Annotated in this window: 20 protein-coding genes; 10 read left to right on the forward strand and 10 right to left on the reverse strand. The window is 62.5% G+C overall.

Annotated features, from left to right (window positions below):
• Positions 1-89 precede the first annotated feature (89 nt).
• The 7 genes from ACE2AA_RS05245 (at position 90) to ACE2AA_RS05275 (ending at position 6,400) form a co-directional block, all read left to right on the forward strand.
• Positions 90-419 (forward strand): DUF2849 domain-containing protein, encoded by a 330-nt coding sequence (locus ACE2AA_RS05245; protein ID WP_141300077.1) that lies wholly within the window; start codon positions 90-92, stop codon positions 417-419.
• Positions 409-2,097, forward strand: a complete 1,689-nt coding sequence (locus ACE2AA_RS05250) for a nitrite/sulfite reductase (RefSeq protein ID WP_395371568.1) — start codon at positions 409-411, stop codon at positions 2,095-2,097. Before ACE2AA_RS05245 ends, ACE2AA_RS05250 begins: the two co-directional genes overlap by 11 nt.
• Positions 2,084-2,575 (forward strand): DUF934 domain-containing protein, encoded by a 492-nt coding sequence (locus ACE2AA_RS05255; RefSeq protein WP_395371570.1) that lies wholly within the window; start codon positions 2,084-2,086, stop codon positions 2,573-2,575. The genes ACE2AA_RS05250 and ACE2AA_RS05255 overlap by 14 nt, the downstream gene beginning before the upstream one ends.
• Before the next feature lie 97 nt (positions 2,576-2,672).
• Positions 2,673-3,971, forward strand: coding sequence for a 3-deoxy-D-manno-octulosonic acid transferase (locus ACE2AA_RS05260; protein ID WP_395371572.1), 1,299 nt, complete (start codon positions 2,673-2,675; stop codon positions 3,969-3,971).
• Positions 3,971-4,957, forward strand: coding sequence for a tetraacyldisaccharide 4'-kinase (gene lpxK, locus ACE2AA_RS05265; protein ID WP_395372136.1), 987 nt, complete (start codon positions 3,971-3,973; stop codon positions 4,955-4,957). Before ACE2AA_RS05260 ends, lpxK begins: the two co-directional genes overlap by 1 nt.
• Positions 4,954-5,889 (forward strand): lauroyl acyltransferase, encoded by a 936-nt coding sequence (locus tag ACE2AA_RS05270; RefSeq protein ID WP_141260185.1) that lies wholly within the window; start codon positions 4,954-4,956, stop codon positions 5,887-5,889. The genes lpxK and ACE2AA_RS05270 overlap by 4 nt, the downstream gene beginning before the upstream one ends.
• A gap of 160 nt (positions 5,890-6,049) precedes the next feature.
• The gene (locus ACE2AA_RS05275) at positions 6,050-6,400 is read left to right on the forward strand and encodes a hypothetical protein (RefSeq protein ID WP_141260186.1); all 351 of its coding nucleotides are present in this window, start codon (positions 6,050-6,052) and stop codon (positions 6,398-6,400) included.
• Between the two features lie 32 nt (positions 6,401-6,432).
• Here ACE2AA_RS05275 and ACE2AA_RS05280 read toward each other — a convergent pair whose 3' ends face one another.
• Positions 6,433-7,770: a penicillin-binding protein activator gene (locus ACE2AA_RS05280; protein WP_227000802.1), complete on the reverse strand. Its 1,338-nt coding sequence runs from the start codon at positions 7,768-7,770 to the stop codon at positions 6,433-6,435.
• Between ACE2AA_RS05280 and rsmI the strand changes: the two genes are divergently transcribed.
• Positions 7,755-8,744, forward strand: a complete 990-nt coding sequence (rsmI, locus tag ACE2AA_RS05285; protein WP_395371574.1) for a 16S rRNA (cytidine(1402)-2'-O)-methyltransferase — start codon at positions 7,755-7,757, stop codon at positions 8,742-8,744. The genes ACE2AA_RS05280 and rsmI overlap by 16 nt on opposite strands.
• 145 nt (positions 8,745-8,889) lie before the next feature.
• Here the strand turns inward: rsmI and ACE2AA_RS05290 are convergent, their stop codons facing one another.
• The 4 genes from ACE2AA_RS05290 to ACE2AA_RS05305 all read right to left on the reverse strand — a co-directional run bounded on the left by ACE2AA_RS05290 (position 8,890) and on the right by ACE2AA_RS05305 (position 12,946).
• Positions 8,890-9,534 (reverse strand): outer membrane lipoprotein carrier protein LolA, encoded by a 645-nt coding sequence (locus ACE2AA_RS05290; RefSeq protein WP_141260188.1) that lies wholly within the window; start codon positions 9,532-9,534, stop codon positions 8,890-8,892.
• A 74-nt stretch (positions 9,535-9,608) separates the two neighbouring features.
• The gene (mbfA, locus tag ACE2AA_RS05295) at positions 9,609-10,565 is read right to left on the reverse strand and encodes an iron exporter MbfA (RefSeq protein WP_141260189.1); all 957 of its coding nucleotides are present in this window, start codon (positions 10,563-10,565) and stop codon (positions 9,609-9,611) included.
• A 148-nt stretch (positions 10,566-10,713) separates the two neighbouring features.
• A complete protein-coding gene (locus ACE2AA_RS05300) occupies positions 10,714-12,126 on the reverse strand; it encodes a glutamate--cysteine ligase (RefSeq protein ID WP_395371577.1) in 1,413 nt (470 codons plus the stop codon).
• A gap of 94 nt (positions 12,127-12,220) precedes the next feature.
• Positions 12,221-12,946, reverse strand: coding sequence for a 16S rRNA (uracil(1498)-N(3))-methyltransferase (locus ACE2AA_RS05305; RefSeq protein ID WP_141300091.1), 726 nt, complete (start codon positions 12,944-12,946; stop codon positions 12,221-12,223).
• A gap of 158 nt (positions 12,947-13,104) precedes the next feature.
• Between ACE2AA_RS05305 and ubiA the strand changes: the two genes are divergently transcribed.
• Positions 13,105-14,022: a 4-hydroxybenzoate octaprenyltransferase gene (gene ubiA / locus ACE2AA_RS05310; RefSeq protein WP_141260192.1), complete on the forward strand. Its 918-nt coding sequence runs from the start codon at positions 13,105-13,107 to the stop codon at positions 14,020-14,022.
• Here the strand turns inward: ubiA and ACE2AA_RS05315 are convergent.
• On the reverse strand, positions 14,012-14,761 hold the full coding sequence (locus tag ACE2AA_RS05315; protein WP_395371578.1) for a dienelactone hydrolase family protein: 750 nt from the start codon (positions 14,759-14,761) through the stop codon (positions 14,012-14,014). The genes ubiA and ACE2AA_RS05315 overlap by 11 nt on opposite strands.
• Before the next feature lie 207 nt (positions 14,762-14,968).
• Here ACE2AA_RS05315 and ACE2AA_RS05320 point away from each other — a divergent pair, with 207 nt between their 5' ends.
• Positions 14,969-16,312 (forward strand): gluconate:H+ symporter, encoded by a 1,344-nt coding sequence (locus tag ACE2AA_RS05320; RefSeq protein ID WP_141300094.1) that lies wholly within the window; start codon positions 14,969-14,971, stop codon positions 16,310-16,312.
• 137 nt (positions 16,313-16,449) lie between these two features.
• Here ACE2AA_RS05320 and ACE2AA_RS05325 read toward each other — a convergent pair whose 3' ends face one another.
• From ACE2AA_RS05325 to ACE2AA_RS05340, 4 genes are all read right to left on the reverse strand, one after another.
• Positions 16,450-17,046 (reverse strand): nicotinamidase, encoded by a 597-nt coding sequence (locus tag ACE2AA_RS05325; RefSeq protein ID WP_395371580.1) that lies wholly within the window; start codon positions 17,044-17,046, stop codon positions 16,450-16,452.
• A 218-nt stretch (positions 17,047-17,264) separates the two neighbouring features.
• On the reverse strand, positions 17,265-18,686 hold the full coding sequence (gene der, locus ACE2AA_RS05330; protein WP_141260196.1) for a ribosome biogenesis GTPase Der: 1,422 nt from the start codon (positions 18,684-18,686) through the stop codon (positions 17,265-17,267).
• A gap of 16 nt (positions 18,687-18,702) precedes the next feature.
• Positions 18,703-20,076, reverse strand: a complete 1,374-nt coding sequence (locus tag ACE2AA_RS05335) for a PQQ-like beta-propeller repeat protein (protein WP_141260197.1) — start codon at positions 20,074-20,076, stop codon at positions 18,703-18,705.
• 40 nt (positions 20,077-20,116) lie between these two features.
• The gene (locus ACE2AA_RS05340) at positions 20,117-20,812 is read right to left on the reverse strand and encodes a hypothetical protein (RefSeq protein ID WP_141300098.1); all 696 of its coding nucleotides are present in this window, start codon (positions 20,810-20,812) and stop codon (positions 20,117-20,119) included.
• Between the last annotated feature and the right edge of the window lie 114 nt (positions 20,813-20,926).

Consider the following 20,926-nt stretch of genomic DNA (forward strand, 5'->3'; position numbering starts at 1 on the left):
TAGGTTACGGGCACCAGTTTACATGTCTGGCGCCTTTTTGTACCAGTCACGGCAGATTGCCTGTTGTCTGGAAAAGGATCGGTTCACAAGTGGATGTCAGGAACAACCGCCGGGATACGACCGGTGCCAGCGTCATTACCGCCAACCGCCTGCTTGATGGCCGCATTGTCTGGCTGACACAGCAGGGGTGGTCGGAACATATCGGCCATGCCCGTGTTTTCGACAATGCGGATATCGAAGGCGCGATAAAGCAGGCCAAGGCCACGCCGGATGCCCGCAAGCTGGTAGGTATCTATGGCGTGCAGCTTGACCCATCGGCTGCCGGCCTGTCCCCGCTTACGGTGCGTGAACGCATCCGTGCGTTCGGGCCGAGCGTCCACCCTGATTTTGCCCCTGTGGAGACATCCAATGTCCACTGACACCGCAACCCTGCCGGTTGGCCGGTATGCCTATGACCAGGTGGACCGTACCTTCCTGTCCCAGCGCGTGGCGCAGTTCCGCGAACAGGTAAACCGCCGGATTGCGGGTGACCTGAGCGAGGATGAATTCAAGCCGCTCCGCCTGATGAACGGCCTGTACCTGCAGTTGCATGCCTACATGCTGCGCGTGGCTGTGCCCTATGGCATGATGGGGTCCGACCAGATGCGTGCGCTGGCCCGTATCGCGCGCACGTATGACCGTGATTACGGGCACTTCACCACGCGCCAGAACATCCAGTTCAACTGGATCCGGCTGGAGGATACGCCCGATATCCTTGAACACCTGGCGGGCGTGAACATGCATGCCATCCAGACCAGTGGCAACTGCATCCGCAACGTGACGTGTGACGAGTTTGCAGGCGCTGCCGCCGATGAACTGCTGGACCCGCGCATCCATGCCGAGATCCTGCGCCAGTGGTCCACGCTGCACCCGGAATTCTCGTTCCTGCCGCGCAAGTTCAAGATCGCGATCAGCGGCAGCCCGCATGACCGCGTCGCGGCCCGCTTCCATGACATCGGTCTGGTCGCCCGTCCCGGACCGCAGGGGCGTCCGGTGTTTGACGTGTTCGTGGGCGGTGGGCTTGGCCGCACGCCAATCATTGGCGTGCAGCTGCGCGACAACCTGCCGGAAGAAGACCTCGTAGCCTACCTTGAGGCCATCGTGCGCGTGTACAACGCCTATGGCCGTCGCGATAACATGTACAAGGCCCGTATCAAGATCCTTGTGCAGGCACTGGGCGTTGACCTGTTCCGTGAAAAGGTCGATGCGGAATTCGCATTGATGAACCGCGCGGACTACCGCCTTGATCCCGCCATTGTCGATGGCATCCGTGCGCGTTTCGGCATTCCAGAGCTGGTGGCCCCTGCTGATGCGGCGCAGAAGCTTGCTGCCGACCGCAAGGCCGATCCCGCCTTTGACCGCTGGGTGCGCACCAACACCCATCCCCACCGCAATGACGGTTTCATAAGCGCCGTTGTTTCCATCAAGCCCGACGGCGGCATCCCCGGCGATATCACGGCCGACCAGATGGATCTGATCGCCGATCTGGCCGATGGCTGGTCGTTTGGTGAAATCCGCGTGACCCATATGCAGAACGTGGTGCTGGGCCATGTACGCAAGGACCGCCTGCGCGAACTGTGGACCAGGCTGGTCGCGGCCGGTCTGGGCACGCCCAATATCGGGCTGGTGGGCGATATCATTGCCTGCCCTGGACTGGATTACTGCTCACTGGCCAATGCGCGGTCCATTCCCATCGCACAGAAGCTCAGCGCCCGCTTCGCCGATCCGGAACTGCAGGAACGCATCGGCAGGCTGCATATCAACATCTCGGGCTGCATCAATGCCTGCGGACACCACCATGCGGGCCATATCGGCATCCTTGGCGTAGACAAGCGCGGCGAGGAATTCTTCCAGCTGACCCTTGGTGGCTCGGCAGCCAATGACGTGGCCATTGGCCAGATCATCGGCCCGGCGCTACCTGAAGACGAGACGGTCGATGCCATCGCACGCCTGATTGATACCTATCTGGTGCTGCGTCAGGGCGATGAGCAGTTTATCGATACCTACCGGCGTCTTGGCGCCGCCAGCTTCAAGGATGCCGTCTATGCCCCTGCTTGAGAATGGCCACATCAAGGATGACACCTGGGTCACGATAGCCGAAGATGCGCCCGTTCCCGCGACGGGTGCCGTGATCGTGCCCTTCGCACGGCTGGAAGAAGGACTGGCGCGCGCTGGTGATGCGCCGCTGGGTGTCGCCATCGGGCCGGATGTGGATGCAGCCCTGCTGCGCCCTGCCCTGCCGCGGCTTGGTCTGGTGGCAGTCACGTTCACCACCTTCCGTGACGGGCGTGCTTTTACGCAGGCCCGCGCACTGCGCGAACATCTGTCGTTTTCTGGCGAAATCCGGGCGACGGGCAAGCCGCTGCCGGACCAGTACGAATTCATGTTGCGCTGCGGCATCACCACCGTGCAGACCGAACGCGCGGAAGACATAAACGTATGGCAGCAGGCGCACGAAATCATTTCCGTCGCCTATCAGCCCTCCGTCCTGCATGAACGCACGCAGGGACTGGGGCTGCGCCGCTTCCTGTCCTGACCATGCGATGGGAAAAGGTTCTGTATCCTTTTCCCATCTGACAGGGCGTGTTACCGCAGGGCATGCGCAACCACCGTGCTTTTGGACTGATACAGACATGAAGCGCCGGGACATGACGGGCGCGCGCCTGTGCGGTGCCGTCCTTGCGGCAGGATGGTGGGGTGTCGCCAGCCTGCTGCCGCCTGTCCTGCGCCTGAACCTGTCGCGTCGCCTGAAACGCGGCAGGGAAATACCGGCCAGCCTGCCGCAACGCCGTGGCATTGCCGGTATGAGCCGCCCGCATGGTCCGCTGGTCTGGCTGCATGCCGCAAGCGTTGGTGAAAGTATTGCGGTGCTGCCGGTTATCAGCCAGCTTCTTGCCGCCCGCCCTTTCCATCATATCCTGATCACAACCGGAACCGTTACGGGCGCCGAAATCCTGCACGCGCGCCTGCCGGGCATGGATGGGCATGAGCGGGTCCTGCATCAGTTCGCGCCGCTGGATGTGCCACACTGGGTTACGCGGTTTGTCGATTTCTGGCGTCCTGATGCGGCAGCGTTGGTGGAAAGTGAACTCTGGCCCAACCTGTTCGCGACCTGCAGGCGGCAGCGCATCCCGCTGGCGCTGCTTAACGGACGCCTGTCGGACCGGTCACTGGCCCGGTGGGGCAAGGCGCGTTGCCTGCTGGCGCGCATGCTGTCCACTTTTACATGGGTCATGGCGCGCAGCCCGGAAGATGCCCGCCGCCTGCGACAGGGCGGTGCAAGGCAGATCGACCTGATCGCCGACCTGAAGGAGGCCGCCACTCCGCTGCCTTGCGACCCGGCACAGCTTGAGCTGATCCGTCGCCATCTTGGTGGGCGCCCGGTCTGGGTGGCGGCCTCCACCCATCCGGGGGAAGAAGCCGAAATCATTGCCGCCAGCGCCATCATCCGCCAGGCCGTGCCTGACGTGCTGACCATCATCATTCCCCGCCACCCCGAACGCGGGGCGGATATCGCGGCACTGGCGGATTATCCCCCCCGCCGGGCGGCAGGGCGGTTCCCCACCACGCGGGACAGGATATGGATATGCGATACATTGGGGGAAACGGGACTGTTCTATGCCCTTGGCGCACCGGTGTTCATGGGTAACAGCCTGTCCGGTTGCACGGGTGGCGGCCATAATCCCGTTGAACCGGCACGGGCGGGATGCCCGATTGCGGCCGGCCCGAAAACTGGCAATTTTCGTCAGGCCTATGCCCGGTTGGGGGACCGCGTCCACAACGTGCACACCGCGCGGGACATCGCCCGATGGGTCATCACGCAACTGCGGCATCCCGACAGGGGTAGTGGGACATCCCCTGACACTGCCCCCTCCAATCCTGACATGGCCCGGCAGGTTGCCCTTGCGATTCTGGCATTGGGGCAACGATGATGCGCGCTCCGGGCTTCTGGTGGACTGCACCTGCCCATCCGGGGTGGGCCGCCCGCCTGCTATCCCCCCTGTCGTATCTGTACGCGAAGGCGACGGCCCGTCGGATCGGACGCAGCGGATGGCGCGCGCCAGTACCCGTGCTGTGTTGCGGGAATATCGGGGTAGGCGGCACGGGCAAGACGCCACTTGGGCTTGACCTTGCACAACGCGCCATTGCCCGTGGGCATCGCCCGGCCTTTCTATCGCGGGGGTATGGTGGAAACCTGCCTGCGGGTACACGGGTTGACCCGGACCAGCATACGGCGCGCGAAGCTGGGGATGAACCGCTGCTGCTGGCCCGTATCGCACCCTGCTATATCGGCGCGGACCGGGCGCTTTCAGCCCGGCAGGCCATACGGGACGGGGCCGACTGCCTGTTGATGGATGACGGGTTCCAGAATCCCACGCTGCATCAGGATCTCGCTCTGGTGGTGGTGGATGGCACGGTCGGTTTCGGCAATGGACGGGTCCTGCCCGCAGGGCCGCTGCGCGAACCGGTCCATGCCGGTCTGGCGCGTGCGGGGGGCATGGTCATGATCGGTGCTGACCGGCAGGGCATTCTGGCCGACATGAAAAACAGGCCACCCTGTTTTACAGCCATGCTGCAACAGGATGTGGGCAATCTGCCGCGTGACAGGCCCCTTATCGCCTTTGCCGGGATCGGACGGCCCGCGAAGTTCTTTGACGGACTTGCCAGGGCGGGATTCCCCCCCCTGCGCTGCGTGGCATTTGCCGACCACCATCCCTATACCCGGACGGAATGCTGCGCCCTGCTGGCACTGGCTGCGCAACTGAATGCGTGCCTTGTCACCACGGAAAAGGACGCCGTACGCCTGTCCCCCGCCATGCGGGCGCAGGTCATGACCGCCGGGGTGCAACTGGCATGGGGTACGCCCGCCATGCCCGAACACATACTTGACCAATGGCTGGGCAGGACAGACGCATGACAGCAGCACCCTCCACACGCCCCGCCACCCGGCAGATGCATCTGGAAGCCGCTTTCGTGCGTGGACTACTGGCCATATTCCGCCGTATTGGCCCGGTAAGGGCCTCCAACCTGGGTGGTTTCCTGTGCCGCATGGTGGGGCCACGCCTGCCGGTGTCCCGCATTGCGGACGCCAACCTGCGCATGGCCATGCCCGAACTGGACGCCACCATGCGCCGCCGCGTGATAGTGGACATGTGGGATAATATCGGCCGCAACGCTGGCGAGTTCCCCCACCTCGCCACCCTGCCCCGCAATCCGGGCAGCGGCCCGGGATGGGACGTAGTGGGCGAAGAATACCTGACCGCACAGGCGGAGCGCGGCGGCCCGACCATTTTCGTATCCGGGCATATCGGTAACTGGGAAATGCTGCCGCCCGCCGTGGCGCGGTACGGCCTGCCTTTTTCATCGTTCTACCGTGCGCCAAACAACCCGCTGGTGGACCGTATCCTGTGTGACCTGCGTGATGCGGCCATGGGGCAGCCGGTTCCCCTGTTTGCCAAGGGGGCGAAGGGGGCTCGCAGCGCGCTGGGCCACATCCTGAAAGGCGGCCATCTGGGCATGCTGGTGGACCAGAAAATGAATGATGGCGTCGCCGCCCGGTTTTTCGGCCTGCCCGCCATGACGGCAGGGGCCATGGCGGCCATGGCGGTCAAGCTGCGCTGCCCGGTCATTCCCGGCTATGTCGAACGGCTGGGTCCGGCACGGTTGCGGATTCATGTCCATCCCCCGCTTGACCTGCCCGATAGCGGCAACCGGAGTCAGGACCAGATGGACCTGACCCAGATGGTGAATGACTGGATTGAAGGCACCATTCGCCCGCATCCCGGCAGTTGGCTATGGCTTCACCGCCGATGGAATGTGCATTTGCCTAAAAAGAAGCCTAAAAAATAACCATCTTTGCAACATATTATTGCTTTTTTATCACAGGGTGAGGTTTCTGCCTGTTTCTGCGGCTTTCATTCCCAAATTCAATTTGGCAAAGCAGCCATGCAGGAATAGCGTTGTTCCTACATTGTCACACCACGACAGTCAGAGGGCCAACGGAATGCACATGATGGATCAGCAGGCGTATGCCACCAATGTTGTTTCCCTGCGGCAGGGCTTGCTGCCCCGTCACCGCGAATACCTGATGCGCTGGCTGCAGGCCGGTGCCTGCATGGGCCTATGTGACGCGGACATTACTGACCGCGACGAAAATGATGAAATCGACATGGAACACGTTCTGGTCTGGGTACGTGAGAACGCAAACCCCGCCTACATGGTTCGCCCCGATGGCAAAGGAATGGGCTGGGTGCTGATCGACCAGATTCACGAACGCCCGCTGGCAACCTACCGCAGCTTTGAAGCCGCACTTCATGCGATCCGTCCGGTACTGTCCTGCGGGGCGACTGTCGCGGCCTGAACGACCGCGACACGTATCATCCCCCTTCGCGCCTAATTGGCGCTGCGGCGCAGCTTGCCTGCGGGGGGTATGACAATCCTGCTGCCACCGGATGGCAGGATCTGGAACACAGCAAGATCACGCCGCGTCTTGCCATCTTCAAGAAAACCGAAGGCACCATCCACCCCGCCAAAACCTTCCGGTCGGGTCAGTGCCTGCACGGAATAGCCATTGGTGCTGCCTGCGGGGCGGTTCTGGTCCAGTGCCTTGACCAATGCCGCTGAATCATAGGTCAGGTCCGCCAGCGGCGTCGGCATATGGTGGTACCGCGCCATGAACTGCTGCACGAAGGCCTGACGGCTTGCCGGATCAGGTGCTGCGTACCACGCGCCCTGCAATGCCGACAGCTTGGAGACGAAAGCGCCCCACAGGCCCGGCCCCATGATCTGCACATGCGTGCTGTCCACATGCGTCTCGGCCAGAGCGTTGATGACCATACCCAGTTGCAGCCCCGTATCGCCCAGCAGCAGGGCATCAAACGGCGGTGCCGGAAAATCCGGTGTGGCGGCAGGTACTGCGGGGGGCTGGTCGGATGCCGCCGCCGGGGGGGCACCATCGGGGTTTGCGGGATCGACGGCCGTATCGGTCTGCGGCAATTCGGCCTGGGCATCTGGCTGCGGCACGGCAGCGGCGCGGGTTTCATAGGCGGACAGGGTTTTCAGGCCCGCCGTAACGGATGCCTGCAGGCTTTCATGATACACGATCTGCGGGGATTGCAGCCCGTTTTCCGCACACACCTGCTGAAGCGCCTGTCCCAACGCATGACCCAGACGGTTTTCAGGCAGGAAGGCGGCAAAATGCTGACGTCCCTGCTGCCGGGCGGCCAGCACCATGCGGCGCACCTGCTGTTCAGGAGCAATGCCCAGCGTCCATACGCCGGGCTGGGCCACGGACATGTCACTGGTGAAGGCCAGCATGGGAACATGCGCCGCCGTGGCAACGGGGGCGGCTGCGGCTGTATCATCCGTGGTCAGCGGCCCGAGGATCAACCCGTCGCCTGCCGTAACTGCGGCCTGCGCCGCAGTGGCGGCGGTGCTGCCCGGGGCTGCGGTATCATGCACATCCAGCGGCGGCGCGGTGGGGGTGTTCATGGCCATGCGGGTAGCTGTCAGCATTTCCTGGCCCAGCCGGGCATTCGCGCCGGTCAGGGGCAGCAGGACACCCACGTTGCGCCCGGCCTTGGGGGCGTGGTGGTGGCCACCACCGCTGGCGCATGCCGTAAGGGCCGACAGCGCCAGCCCGGCAAACAATAAGCGCTTGCATGCAAGGCGCGAAGAGGCAGAATCAACATCCTGTCCTTGCATCTGGGTTCCGAATGTCTGACGCCTCATCTTCCTCGCCTTCAAAATCTCAACATGCCGCGGAACATCCGACGGACATTCCCCCAGAAACGGTTCATAGCGGAGAAACGCCCCTCCGTCATGCAGGGAACGCGGATGAATCCATTCCGGTTGTGCACCGGCCGGGAGAACTTGTCCTTGTTTCCACACCCATTGGCAATCTGGGGGATATGAGCCACCGCGCAGTGGCGACACTGGAAACCGTTGACCTGATCCTGTGTGAAGATACCCGTACCAGCGCGCGCCTGCTGCGGGAATACGGTATCCACACCCGCACCCGCCCGCTGCATGACCATAACGAGGACCGGCAGATCCCCGCCCTGCTGGACGCACTGGGCACGGGGCAGCGCATTGCGGTGATTTCGGACGCGGGCACACCGCTCATGTCCGATCCCGGCTACCGCCTGGTGCGCGCAGTCGTGGCGGCGGGCGGGCATGTCACCGCCGTGCCCGGTCCCAACGCAGCGGTCATGGCGCTGACCCTGTCCGGCCTGCCCCCGCATCCGTTCATGTTTTCAGGCTTCCTGCCCCCGCGTGAGGCTGCACGACGTGAGGTACTGGCGCAGTTGCACGCGGCAGAATGCGCGGGCCTGTCCGCCACATTGATCTGGCATGAAGCCCCGCACCGGCTGGCGGAAATGCTGGCGACACTGGCCGATGTCATGGGGAGTGACCGTCCCGCCGCCGTGGCGCGCGAACTGACCAAGCGATTTGAGGAAGTACGCCGGGGCACGGTGACCGAACTGGCTGCCCATTACGCGGACAACCCGGCCCGTGGTGAAATTACCGTAGTACTCGGGCCACCATTGCAGGATGACAGCACGGCCACGGATCTGGACATGCAGTTACGTGAGGCCCTGCGCACCCTGTCGGTCAAGGATGCGGCCGCCCTTGTGGCAGGCATTACCAGCCTGCCCCGGCGCACCGTCTATGCCCGCGCGCTGGAACTGGCGCGCGGAACATAAGAAACAATTTAAAAACAACTGATTGATACAAAATAAACGTTTTTAGGCACTACCTTTTTTAAAAGGCGATATTCTTCGACGCTTTTTTGAAAAAAGCGTCACCAAAAACTTTCTTATTATACGGCCCTGTGGGGCAAGAGCAGGTTCAGTGCTGTTCCGGCAGGTCGGTGCTGAACAGGGAATCCGGTGGCATGGAACCTCCGGTCGAGGCATCAAGCAGATCGACACGGGTGGTCTCCTGCTGGGCGTCCTGAATGATCCAGCCACGCAGCAGCAGCGGGCTGTCATGAAAAATCAGCGTCATGCTGCCGTCACCGGGAGAATCGGTACGCACCACCGTGATCTCCAGCACATTGCCCTCATGCGTCAGGCCGGTGACCGTCACATCCCCCGACAGTTGCAGATGCGGGCGCAAAAGCAGGCCCAGTGGCGTCTTGTCCATGGGCATGGTGGTGGTCTGATCAAGCTGGCTGTCGTTGAACACGACCTGATCGTGATTGGCCACCAGCAGCAGCGGGCTGGGCGGGTCATACTGGAAACGCATGCGACGATTCGTCCGGTCGATCCACGCAGTCCCGGTGCTCTGCTTGCCGTCGGGTGCTGTCTGACGGAAACGGGCTTTCAGCAGGCTGATCGCATCCAGGTGCCGCTCAACGCGTTCCAGCAGGGCATGATCCTGATCCGATGCGCCAACGGCCATCTGTTCCTGCGCATGGGCGGTGGACACAAGGTCTCCACCAGCAAGCAGGCAGGCCAGTCCGCAGGCGGCGATGGTAGGGGCAAATCTCATGATACGGGACGATCCATACGGGGAGTACCCGCCCACTGGTGCCCCATCACGGGGGTAATATCAAGGCAGGTGGATCAGGAACTGCCAATCAGCACACCGGCCACAAATACCAGCAGCCCGCCAATGACAATCTGCACGATGGCCGAACCGAACGGTGTTTCCTGATACCGCCAGCGTATCCATGAAATCACGAACAGTTCGATCACCACCACGATCACGGCGGCGATCATGGCCGTGGAAAAATTGTCGATCAGGAACGGCAGCGTATGGCCGATCCCCCCCGCCGTGGTCATAAGCCCGCATATCAGCCCACGCAGCAGCGGCGCGCCACGGCCCGACAGCTTGCCATCATCGGACAGGGCTTCGGCAAAGCCCATGGAAATCCCTGCCCCCACCGACGCCGCCATGCCGACAAGAAAGGCATTCCATGGCTGGTGTGTGGCGAACGCCGCAGCAAAAACCGGGGCCAGCGTGGACACCGACCCGTCCATCAGCCCCACAAGGCCGGGCTGGATAACCTGCAGCACGAAGCGGCGGCGGGCGTCCTCGTCCTCGCTTTCGCGCTTGCTGGTGGGCAGACGGTCCAGTTCTATGGCGTTGGCGGCCTGTTCATGCTGGTCCTCGGCATGGGCCAGGTCACCCAGCAGCTTGCGCGTGGCCGCATCCGTGGTGCGCAGGGCGGCCTGACGGTAGAAGCGCGCGGCGTCCATTTCCATCTGCCGGGCATGCTGGCGCACGGCCTCGATCCCCTGCGTCTGGACCTGCCATGCGGGCTTGCGCACCATGAAATCCGCAATGTCCTGACGGCGGATGAGCGGGATATGGGGGCCGAAGCGGCTGGCGTACAGGTCGATCAGATCGCGGCGGTGACTGTCTTCTTCCACCGACATGTCGGTAAATATCTTGGATGTATCGGGATATTTTTCCCGCAATGCATAGGCGAAGTCGGAATAGATGCGCCCGTCTTCCTCCTCATTGGAGATGGCCAGCGCGAGGATTTCCTGATCGGTCAGGGACGAGAATTTACGCATTATCCAGTCTATGCATAAATTCTTTCATCACCTCAAGAATATTGTAAAGTTAAAAATAATTATCAGTTGTATTTCCAAAGTAATAATCGAAACTGATTATGCTTCTCGATTACATTTACTGGAAATACATTCTGATAGCCCCCTGTCGTCAGACAGCGGCCTGGGCAAAGATATGGGTGACATCGCCCTTCCACCGACCATGGTAGGCCGCAAGCCACGCTTCCGCCTGCGTGGGGCCACCGGCTGCGATTTCATGCAGGGGGGCAAGGTGCCGGGTCTCGTCACGTCCCTGCGCGTCCCTGATATTACGCGCCCGCAACCCGTCGGTCGCCAGTTCGATCATCCGCGCGACAAGCGGGCGCAACGTACCGTGCCCCCATGGCGTGTCCAGACCGCTGCGTGGCACCGCGGCACGAATGGCGATATAGTCATCCCACCCATGTTCCAGCACCAGCTTTTCAGCAGCATGCACGGTGGCGTCATCATATAGCAGCCCGGTCCACAGCGCAGACTGCGCCAGCATCATGGCGGGCGATCCGGCATCGGCCCCCCGCATTTCCAGAAACTGCTTGAGCCGCACATCAGGGAAGGCGGTAGTCATATGATCCTCGAAATCGCCGATCGTCGGACGCTCCCCCTCCAGTCCGGGCGGGCAGCGTCCCGCCACCCAGTCCCGGAATGAACTGCCCGCGACATCAATCAGCCGGTCATCGCGGGTGACGAAATACATCGGCACATCCAGCAGCCAGTCCACATAAGTGGCAAAGCTGAAGCCTTCTTCCATGAAACGGCGCGGCATGCCCGCACGTGCATTATCGGTATCGGTCCAGACACGCGCACGGTTGGACAGGAACCCATTGGGATGGCCTTCATAAAACGGGGAACTGGCGAACAGCGCCGTTGCCACAGGCTGCAACGCAAGCGAGACCCGCATCTTGCGCGCCATGTCCGCTTCCGACCCGAAATCAAGATTGACCTGCACGGTGCAGGTCCGCAGCATCATGTCCAGCCCCAGCGTGCCCACCTTGGGCATGTAGTTGCGCATGATGGCGTAACGGCTTTTGGGCATCCACGGTATATCGGACCGTCTTGCGGTGGGGTGGAACCCCAGGGGGGCGAAACCGATACCCAGCCTGTCGCAGATCGGGCGGATGGCGGCAAAATGGCGGTCCATTTCGGACTCGGTCTCATGCAGGGAAACCAGCGGCGCGCCGGACAGTTCAAACTGCCCGCCCGGCTCCAGCGAAATCGAACCACCTTTTGCATCCGCCTGCCCCTTCAGGCCAATCAGCGCATCGCGGTCGATGATTTCTTCCCACCGCCTGCCGCCCGCTTCCGCCGCCAGCCCGCGCAGCAGATCCTCGATCCCCTGCGGTGCGTAAGGGGGCGAGGACCAGGCCCTGCGTCCCGGAGCTGCAGTGTCGGGCCGGACAAAGCCGAATTTTTCATGTTCCGTGCCGATCCGCCATTCGGACCGGGGTCGGGCACCTGCCGCCAGAATTGCGACCATCTGGTCAAATGTTTCGATTACGGTTGAATTATGCGCGCCGGGATTCGACATGGCGGGGGCAATATCCTCAAATGACAGTCAGATTAACGCCGGCGACAGGCTGAACGCGCATGCCGGAGGGGGCAGGTGTTTATTGACCCATCCCTCATAAGGCCTTGAGGCCAGCCCCGACAAGAGCCAGCGCCGCCGCCGCCGCCGTATCCGCACGCAGCACAAGATCCCCAAGCGACAGTGGCCGTACGAACGACCGTGCGCGCAGCATGTCATGTTCGCGCGGGGAAAAACCACCTTCGGGACCGATCAGCACGCAGTCCCCGGATCGCGCCACGACGGGAGCAGCCGGAGCATTGCTACGTTCAAGGGCGGCAAAAAGACTGACATCATCAGGCCATCGGGACAGCACCATCGGCAGGTCCGCCAGCGGGTCGATGCCGGGCACATCAAGGCGCTCGCACTGTTCGGCGGCCTCGACCGCGATACTTTCCAGACGGACGGTGTTGATACGGTGGGTGTTGGTGCGTTCGCTAGCCACGGGGCGAAAACGTGTGACCCCCAGTTCGGTACCCATGCGGATGACCGTTTCGGTCGCATCGCGCTTGAGCGGCGCAAACAGCAGGCACACCCCCCGTGTCGCCACAGGCGCGCGAGTCTGCCCTACCAGTTGGATGCGGCAGCGATCCCGGCGCAGGTGGTCGATGACACCATGCCATTCCCCATCGCGTGCATTGAAAAGCGCAACCTCCGCCCCCACCTGCCGACGCAGGACGGTGCCGAGATAGTGGGCCTGTCCCGCTTCCAGATCCAGCATGGCGTCACGCGCCATCGGGGCAATCGTTTCGGGGGCAATGAACAGTCGCGGGCAATCCCTCATGCCTGACGGTAACCTTTCGCACTTAATCATAACGCCGGGGCCGGTCTTGACCCGGCGGGGTCTTCCGGCCCATCTGTTTCGCCATTAGCAGCCACGGGGCGATCCGTCATCGGCAAACCCTGCCCCGCTGGCGCTGCCAAGCCCGAAGGAGTTGCCCCGTGGACCAGCCTGTACCCCATACGGACATCCGGGTGGATGGCTGGATCGGCCGTCTGCCCGTGCGCCTGCGTCCCTATGCGCTGCTGGCGCGCCTGGACCGGCCCATTGGCACGTGGCTGCTGTTTCTGCCGGGCGTGTGGGGTATCCTGTTACCGGCGGGCGTGCCGGTGGCGCACCGTATTTTCCTGATCGTGCTGTTCGGTATCGGCAGCGTCGTGATGCGTGGTGCCGGCTGTGTGGTCAATGACATGTGGGACCGTGACATTGACCGGCAGGTCGCACGCACCGCAGGCCGCCCGCTGGCATCTGGCGCGCTGTCGATGCGGGAGGCAGCGCTGTTCCTCGCGGCCCTGCTGCTGATCGGGTTCAATATCCTCATGAGCCTCAATACCCTGTCACAGGTGCTGGGCGCGTCCTCGCTTATCCTTGTCGGGCTGTACCCGCTCGCCAAACGGGTGACATGGTGGCCGCAACTGGTCATGGGGTTCACGTTCGGCTTTGGCGCGCCGCTGGGCTACACCGCGGCGGCGGACCGGATCGAACCCGCCCTGTTCGCGCTGTATGCCGCCACCATCGTCTGGCAGCTTGGATTTGATACGATCTACGGCTTTCAGGACATGGAAGATGACGCCCGCATTGGCGTGCGGTCAACGTCGCGCCTGATGGCCGGGCATGCGCGGCTGTTCGTGGGCATATGCTACGCGCTGACGGTTGCCGGACTGGCGGCGGCAGGGTGGCTTGCCCATACGGGTTATGGGTTCTGGCTGACGCTGCCCCTGCCTGCCATGCTGCTGGCATGGCAGGTCAGCCGCCTGGACGCGCGTGATCCGGCCGGGTGCCTGCGTCTGTTCCGCTTCAACCGCGAAACCGGCCTGGTCATCGCACTGGCCATGCTGACGGGTATGCTTACGCGTTAAGATGCATTGTGCGGCCCAGAAAAGTGCGGGCCATGTCCATGCATTGCAGGAACAGGGCGGAATCGTAACGATGCCCTTCATCACGCAGGAATGCGTGCTGGGCATTGAATTCATGCCATTCGTAACGGGTGCCCGCATGTTCCAGCGCCTCGCGGATCATCTGCCGACCGGCAAAGGGCACATGCGGGTCCTGCCGCCCCCAGACCAGAAACGCCTCACCCTTCATCTCGCCCACGCGCATGAGCGTATCGTCGCATTTCCCATGACCAAGGCTGTGGGCATGGATATCGGTGGCATAGAAACACACAGCCGCCCTTACGCGCGGGTCAAGGGCCGCACGAAACGCCAGATGCCCGCCAAGGCACACGCCCATCGTAGCCATGGCACCGGTACAGTGCGGGTAGGTTTCCAGCCAGTCCAGCGCCGCGCGCGCATCATGATCATAGGCCGCAAGCGGTTTTTCGTGTTTCAAGAAATTGCCCCGGTCAGTACCCGGTTTGTCATAGGCCAGAACGGTGCCCGCCGGTTCATATTCATGATAGACCTCAGGCACGCAGACCACATGCCCCAGCCCCGCCATCATGGCCGCAAGCCTGCGGATGGGGCCCGTCACCTGGTAGATTTCCGAAAAAAGGACAATGCCGGGAAAGCGTCCCGCAATGGCCGGACGGAAAACATGCATCCGCATCATGCCTGATGGTGTCGGGATGTCTGCCGTTTCGTCTGAAAGGATAATCATGGCAATATACGTGCTCCATAGGGCAAAAGGTCATGATAGCAGCATACGCATCCCCCACCGAGGGGTCGGGCGCCCTCACATTCGTGTAATATCAGATCAGGGAAATGGGGTATTTTTGTTCAAATATTGCGCAAAAAAAGCTTCCAGCGTTGACATTCAGTCACATCCCCGGCCTGTATAGGGCATGAATTCATTACAGAAACCATAATGTCATCCCTGTTCGCCCTCTCCCTCGCGTCGCTGGCGATCGTAGCCGTCGTGGTTCTGATCGCACGCTTCAAGATCAATCCGTTCATCGTGCTGTTCGCGGTCTCGCTTGCGCTGGCGCTGGGAGCGGGCATGCCACCACAGAAGGCCATCGCATCGTTCGAAGCCGGCGCGGGACGCGTGCTGGGACATGTCGCGACCGTCATCGCGCTGGGTACCATGCTGGGCAAGATGCTGGCGGAATCGGGCGGGGCTGACCGGATCGCGGTCACGATCACCAGCCTTGCGGGTAAAAAGCGCGTCAGTTGGGCCATGATGGTGATCGGCCTGCTGGTGGGTCTGCCAGTGTTTTTCGAGGTCGGGTTCGTCCTGCTCATCCCCCTGGCTTTCACGCTGGCGCGGCGGACCAATACGCCATTGCTGCTGCTGGCGCTGCCCATGGGTGCGGCGCTGTCGGTTACGCACGCCATGATCCCGCCCCACCCCGCAACACTGCTGGCGCTGTCGGCCTATCATGCGGATATCGGGCGTACGATCCTGTGGGGGATCGTGATCGGCACGCCGGTGGCGGCCCTTGCCGGGCCGGTTTACGCGCGCTTCATCGCCGGGCGGATCGGGCCTGTCCTGCCGTCTGCGCTGGAAGCACAGTTCGTCAACCACGACATGCCCGAAAACATGCCTGGCTTCGGCATTACGGTCATGACCATCCTTTCCCCCGTCATTCTGATGCTGGTGGGATCAATGGCGGACCTGGTGGCGACAGCGCATACGCCACTGAACAATGCGCTGCATTTCATCGGCAATACCGACATTGCGCTGGCACTGGCGACGCTGCTGTCATTTCAGGTCTTTGGCGCAGCCCGCGGGTTCAGCCGTGAAACCATCCTGAAATTCACCAATGACTGCCTGGCCCCTACCGCCCTGATCATGCTGCTGGTCGGCGCGGGCGGTGGTTTTGGTCAGGAACTGGTCGATAGCGGCGTGTCGTCGGCCATTACCGACCTTGCAGTGGGCGCGCATGTGCCGCTGCTGGTGCTGGCGTGGCTGCTGGCGGTGGTGGTGCGCGTGGCAACCGGGTCCGCCACTGTGGCCATGAGTACGGCGGCCGGTATTGTTGGCCCGATTCTGCTGCGCACCCATGCGGCGTCCCCCGAACTGATGGTGATCGTGACCGGGGCAGGGTCCGTGGCGCTGGGGCCGCTGAATGACGCAGGTTTCTGGCAGATCAAGGAATACCTCGGCCTGTCGGTTGGTCAGACCATAAAGACATGGTCGGTGATCGAAACCCTGATTGCCGTGCTGGGACTGGCATTCGCGATGATGATCTCGCTGGTGATCGGATAACCTGAAGCCTGTTTGAGAATAACCGATTGATAAAAATCACGTGCGTTTCTGATCCCGTTTTTTTCAAAAAAGGCTGCATTCTTCGAATGCTTTTTGAAAAAATCTTCACCAGAAACTTTTGATTTTCAGCATATCGTTCAATCGTGGTTATCTGCCAGCACGTCTGCCGCCCGCGCCTGATCCACCCCTTCCATACCCAGCGCGGCCAGCACTGACGCAGGGGCCTGCCGCACGCCGCAGCAGGCATCGGGCAGGATGAAGGTTGCAAACCCTGCCCGGACCGCGTCGCGTGCAGTGGCTGCCACGCAGTAATCCAGTGCCACACCCACTACGAATACGCGGGTAATTCCCCTGCCCTTCAGCAGGTCATCCAACCCGGTGCGGCTGGCGTGGTCGTTGTCTTCAAATGCGGAATAGCTGTCGATATCGGGATTCAGTCCCTTGCGCAGCACCACGCCGATATGCGCCTGCGCCAGTGCGGGCAAAAGGTCTGCCCCCGGCGTGCCCGCCACACAATGCACCGGCCATGGACCTCCCTGCCCGACAAAGGATACATGCCCCGCCGGGTGCCAGTCCTGCGTTGCGACAATCACGCCAAATGGCAGGTCGCATAACGGATTGATCAGGGTGGGCAGCCTATCCGCCCCCGGTATGCCAAGGGAACCGCCAGGCATGAAATCGACCTGCATGTCAATAATCAGCAGGGCATCCGTGGCGGTTATACGCGGGGACATGATCCGTCTTTCCTTATCTTTTATCGAGACAGCGCGATGCCCGCTTGAAGACTATTGGAAAATAAAAGTTTTTGGATGGCGATGTTTTGAAAAAGGGCAATGTTTTCCAGAGCTTTCCGAAAAAAGCTTTACCAAAAACTTTCTATAATTTGTGCGATTACCATGACGGCTACCAAAAACAGAAAATCCGGACGGAAGAACCGCCCGGATCATCATAGTCAGCTTTTGGCGTAGGGGTTGCTTGATGCCCGCAGCAGCAGCCGGATCGGCGTGCCGGGCAGGTCAAACGTCTCACGCAGGCCATTGACCAGATAACGCTGATAATCTTCAGGCAGCTGGTCCGTGCGGGTGCCGAACACGATAAACGTGGGCGGGCGCGCCTTGGCCTGCGTGACGTAGCGCAGCTTGAGTCTGCGGCCATCAACCAGCGGTGGCGGATGCCGTTCGATCATCATCTCGAACCACCGGTTCAGCGCGCCGGTCGCAACACGACGGTTCCAGATGTCATAGGCCCGGCGCACGGTCGGCAGCAGCTTGTTGATCCCTGCCCCGGTCATGGCGGAAAACGCGACAACGGGTATGCCGCGCATCTGTGCCAGCGACGTCTCGATACGGTCCTTGATGGCCTGCCGGGTCGCGGCCCGGTCCTCCACCGCGTCCCATTTGTTCAGCGCCAGTACGCAGCACCGGCCTTCACGCTCGATCAGGCGGGCGATCTGCAGGTCCTGTTCATGCACGCCCAGCGTCGCATCAAGCACGAGGATGACGACCTCCGCCATCTTCAGCGCCTCGATCGAGGCGGAAACGGACATCTTCTCCAGCGTTTCGTCAATCCGCGCCTTGCGGCGCAGGCCCGCGGTATCAACCAGTTGGATCGGTCCCTGATCGTCATGCAGCATGACGGCAATGGAATCGCGCGTAAGCCCCGGTTCCGGGCCGGTAATCATCCGTTCTTCGCCCAGCAGGCGGTTCAGCAGCGTGGACTTGCCCGCATTGGGACGACCGACAATGGCAAGGCGCAGCGGACCGGGGGGCCGGACATCCTCCTCCTCGCCTTCCGCCTGTTCACGCCGGGTGCGGCGCGTGGCCTTCTGCACGGGCGGCAGATCGGTGGGGGGCAGGCGGTCGGCGATTTCGGACATGAGGTCGGCCACGCCTTCCCCATGCTCGGCAGAGATGGCCAGTGGCGTACCAAGACCCAGCGAGAACGCTTCCATGGCAGCGGCAGCCCCCTGCCGCCCTTCCGCCTTGTTGGCGACCAGCAGCACGGGACGGCCCTGCCGACGCAGCCAGTTGGCGAAATGCTCATCCGCAGGCGTCAGGCCGCTGCGCGCGTCAATGCAGAACAGCACAAGGTCCGCATCTGCCACCGCGGATTCGGAAGATGCCCGCATACGCCCGTACAGCGTATCGGGAGCCGCTTCTTCCAGCCCCGCCGTATCAATTATGCGAATGGCGCGGCCACGGACCGTGGCCTGCCCTTCCTTACGGTCGCGGGTTACGCCGGGGGTGTCGGCCACAAGCGCCTGCCTGCGACCGACCAGCCGGTTGAAAATGGTCGACTTGCCGACATTTGGCCTGCCCGCGATCACGACAACCGGCAGCGCATCCACTGGCGCGGATGGAAAAGATGAACTCACTGCGGCAACTTTCTTTTTAACTATAGGCGATAAGGTAGCCGTTATTGTCCAGCAGCAACAGCAGATTATCGACCACAATGGGCGCGGTCGTCACCTGACCGGGCAGTTTGTGCAGGGATTCGATATGCCCCTGCGCCGGATCGATGATGGCGACCCCGTTTTCGGGGAAGCTGGAAACAAACACCAGCTTGCCCCCCGCCAGAAGCGGGCCGTTCCATACGATGCCGCGCTTCTGCTTGTCAGAATTTTCGTACTGACGCAGTTGCGTGATCCAGCGGACATGACCCGAAAGCCGGTCAAGGCAGGCCACCTGCTGGTCCATGGAGATGATGAAGATCCAGTCCCCGATCACCAGCGGCGTGTTCTGCCCCGAAATGCCACGTTCCCACAGCCTGCGGCCCGAACGCATGTCAATGGCCACCAGCACCGCACCTGTGCTTATGGCATAGGCCGTGCCATCGGCGATGACCGGCATGCCATGCACGCACGAAAAGTCGATCAGCGCCTGCTGCCCGTTGGTGCTGCCCAGCGTGTCGGCCCACACTACCTCACCACCTTCCGCACGCAGCGCCACAAGGTCGCCCGAACCGAAACCGGCCAGCACGACGCCATCGGCCACGGCCGGGGCAGGCTGGCCATATATGACGGTATCGGCGGCGGTTGCGGCGTATGTCCACAGCACGTTGCCATTTTCGGCATCAAGGCAGTACAGGTGCTCATCAATGGTGCCAAGGAACAGGCGGCCATTGACAACGGTGGGCGCGGACCGGCCGGGGGTCTGGATATTGACGCGCCATTTCAGCTTGCCCGTCGCGGCGTCCAGAGCCAGCGCCTGGCCTATGCCGTCAACGACATACAGCGTATCGCCATCAACACTGATCCCGCCGCCCAGATTGTCCGAACGCATCTTGCGCGGCTTGGGGTTGTATTCCCACAGCTTGTGCATGGCGGGCCAGCGATAGGCCCGGATCACGCCCTGTGCATCCATTACGAAAATGCGACCGTTCTGGACCACTGGCGGCGCCTGGATAATGCCGCGCCCGCTATTGCCCAGAGCAACGTAATACAGCGGTTCCGGTTCGGAAATGCCGGCACCGATGTCATGCGTCCATTCATGCCGCATGGCCCCGCGCCAGGCGATGTCCATGCCCACATGGTCGGGATTGACGCCCGATTGCGGCCATGCGTTCAGCGCCGTGGGGGCAGGCACGGTCACGACCTGCGTTTCATCGGGGTCAACGGTCAGGCCGGCCTTGGTCTGCAGCACGTCGGAACGGTGGCCGATCAGCAGCGGCTTCTTTTTCTGCGCACTGGAACAGGCAGCCAGGGCGGGCAGCAGCGCGGCCCCGGCACCAAGTAACGCGTGGCGGCGGCTCAGGGCTGGTTTCATGGTCTTCCTGTCTGTGGGCATGGGGGTGTCATGGGTCGGGCTAGCCACCTGCGTCCGCCCCCATGGTCTGCAGCATGGCTTCGGCGCGGTTGCGCACGCCGTCGGTTACGGACATGTCCATGGTCAGGCGTTCCAGCCGTGCACGGGCATCCGCTTCCTTGCCGGTGCGCAGGTCAAGCATGGCCTCGGCCTCAATGGCCTGGGCGCGCCATGGCTGGCCTGCCCCATCCAGCACCGCAAGACGTGAACGCAGGGTGGCGGGATCACCGCTGTCAATCTGGTGCTGGACCCACAGCAGGCTGGCGAGTGAGGCAATGACCGGATCGGTGGCGTGTTCCTGCGCTACCCCGTCCCACAAAGCAAGGGCCGCAGGCAGGCTCCCGCTATTGGCCAGCAGGGCCGCGCGTTCCATCCGGGCAAGGATGCGCAGCGGCGGCCGTGCCCGGCCATCCAGCGCCGCGAGTTCCTGCAGTCCGGTTTTCTGGCGCGCGGTCAGCGTTCCATCCATGCCTGTGCTGTCGGGCGCGCGGGCGGTATCCTGCATCGCGGTGAAATATGCTGCCGAGACCGCCGCATCCGCCTTATGCGCGCGGGAGACGGAATACTGCCATCCCCCGGCTCCGATGCACACCACCGCGACCACGGCGCCCGCGACAACCAGATAGCGGCGCGCCAGCGCCCGGATGCGTTCGGCACGGATTTCCTCATCGACTTCCGTGAAGATGTCGTCAGCCACGTTCCTGTCGTTCCCTGCTCGCTTGCGCGGCGCCATGCGCACGGCGCGTCGTGATTGTCGGCCCCACCATATCCGGCCTGAAACGGCACGGCAAACCACCATGTCGGGGTGGTT

The sequence above is a fragment of the Komagataeibacter diospyri genome (assembly GCF_043995075.1).
Classification (GTDB): domain Bacteria; phylum Pseudomonadota; class Alphaproteobacteria; order Acetobacterales; family Acetobacteraceae; genus Komagataeibacter; species Komagataeibacter diospyri.

What these genes read in the sequence shown, in the direction of transcription:
- ACE2AA_RS05325 (WP_395371580.1), bottom strand. Translation starts at nt 17,046, where the DNA reads ATGTCCCCGCGTATAACCGCCACGGATGCCCTGCTGATTATTGACATG.
- ACE2AA_RS05335 (WP_141260197.1), bottom strand. Translation starts at nt 20,076, where the DNA reads ATGAAACCAGCCCTGAGCCGCCGCCACGCGTTACTTGGTGCCGGGGCC.
- ACE2AA_RS05305 (WP_141300091.1), bottom strand. Translation starts at nt 12,946, where the DNA reads ATGAGGGATTGCCCGCGACTGTTCATTGCCCCCGAAACGATTGCCCCG.
- rsmI (WP_395371574.1), top strand. Translation starts at nt 7,755, where the DNA reads ATGTCTGACGCCTCATCTTCCTCGCCTTCAAAATCTCAACATGCCGCG.
- ACE2AA_RS05260 (WP_395371572.1), top strand. Translation starts at nt 2,673, where the DNA reads ATGAAGCGCCGGGACATGACGGGCGCGCGCCTGTGCGGTGCCGTCCTT.
- ACE2AA_RS05275 (WP_141260186.1), top strand. Translation starts at nt 6,050, where the DNA reads ATGATGGATCAGCAGGCGTATGCCACCAATGTTGTTTCCCTGCGGCAG.
- ACE2AA_RS05290 (WP_141260188.1), bottom strand. Translation starts at nt 9,534, where the DNA reads ATGAGATTTGCCCCTACCATCGCCGCCTGCGGACTGGCCTGCCTGCTT.
- ACE2AA_RS05255 (WP_395371570.1), top strand. Translation starts at nt 2,084, where the DNA reads ATGCCCCTGCTTGAGAATGGCCACATCAAGGATGACACCTGGGTCACG.
- ACE2AA_RS05315 (WP_395371578.1), bottom strand. Translation starts at nt 14,761, where the DNA reads ATGATTATCCTTTCAGACGAAACGGCAGACATCCCGACACCATCAGGC.
- lpxK (WP_395372136.1), top strand. Translation starts at nt 3,971, where the DNA reads ATGCGCGCTCCGGGCTTCTGGTGGACTGCACCTGCCCATCCGGGGTGG.
- ACE2AA_RS05280 (WP_227000802.1), bottom strand. Translation starts at nt 7,770, where the DNA reads ATGAGGCGTCAGACATTCGGAACCCAGATGCAAGGACAGGATGTTGAT.
- ACE2AA_RS05270 (WP_141260185.1), top strand. Translation starts at nt 4,954, where the DNA reads ATGACAGCAGCACCCTCCACACGCCCCGCCACCCGGCAGATGCATCTG.
- ACE2AA_RS05320 (WP_141300094.1), top strand. Translation starts at nt 14,969, where the DNA reads ATGTCATCCCTGTTCGCCCTCTCCCTCGCGTCGCTGGCGATCGTAGCC.
- ACE2AA_RS05250 (WP_395371568.1), top strand. Translation starts at nt 409, where the DNA reads ATGTCCACTGACACCGCAACCCTGCCGGTTGGCCGGTATGCCTATGAC.
- mbfA (WP_141260189.1), bottom strand. Translation starts at nt 10,565, where the DNA reads ATGCGTAAATTCTCGTCCCTGACCGATCAGGAAATCCTCGCGCTGGCC.
- ACE2AA_RS05300 (WP_395371577.1), bottom strand. Translation starts at nt 12,126, where the DNA reads ATGTCGAATCCCGGCGCGCATAATTCAACCGTAATCGAAACATTTGAC.